The sequence below is a fragment of the Campylobacter sp. W0014 genome (assembly GCF_020135975.1).
In the GTDB taxonomy this organism is placed as follows: domain Bacteria; phylum Campylobacterota; class Campylobacteria; order Campylobacterales; family Campylobacteraceae; genus Campylobacter_D.
Genome location: NZ_JACHTR010000103.1, coordinates 1 through 498, shown reverse-complemented (window position 1 = coordinate 498; position 498 = coordinate 1). Strand labels below are relative to the sequence as shown.

Annotated in this window: 1 pseudogene; it reads left to right on the top strand. The window is 26.3% G+C overall.

The features are described from left to right. Window positions 1-498: pseudogene (locus tag H2277_RS09155) on the top strand (amino acid adenylation protein); the annotation flags it as partial.

Here is a 498-nt window from a genome sequence, read left to right as displayed (position 1 = left end):
TTTGCACCTACTACATTATCAACCGCCCTTTCAAAGATGATGAACTCTTACCTATAGGTAAAGCTTGTAAAAATACAGAACTTCTAGTCTTTGATGAAAATATGAATTATATAAGTCCTAAAGAAATAGGTAAAAAAGGAGAATTATATATAAGAGGAACTTCTTTATCCTTAGGATATTACAATGATAAAGAAAAAACCAAAAAAGCTTTTATACAAAATCCTTTACATGATAATTATTTAGATTTACTCTATAAAACAGGAGACATTGTTGCTTATAATGAATTTGAAGAATTATTGTGTTATGGAAGAGCGGATAATCAGATTAAATACATGGGTCATAGAATAGAGTTAGGAGAAATAGAAAGTATTATTAATTCTCACGATAAAGTAAGAAACTCTGCTTGTATTTTTAAAGAAGAGATCATTTGTTTTTATGAAAGTAAAGAAGAAATTGATTTTAGAATGTTTTTAAAAGATAAATTACCTCTTTATATGA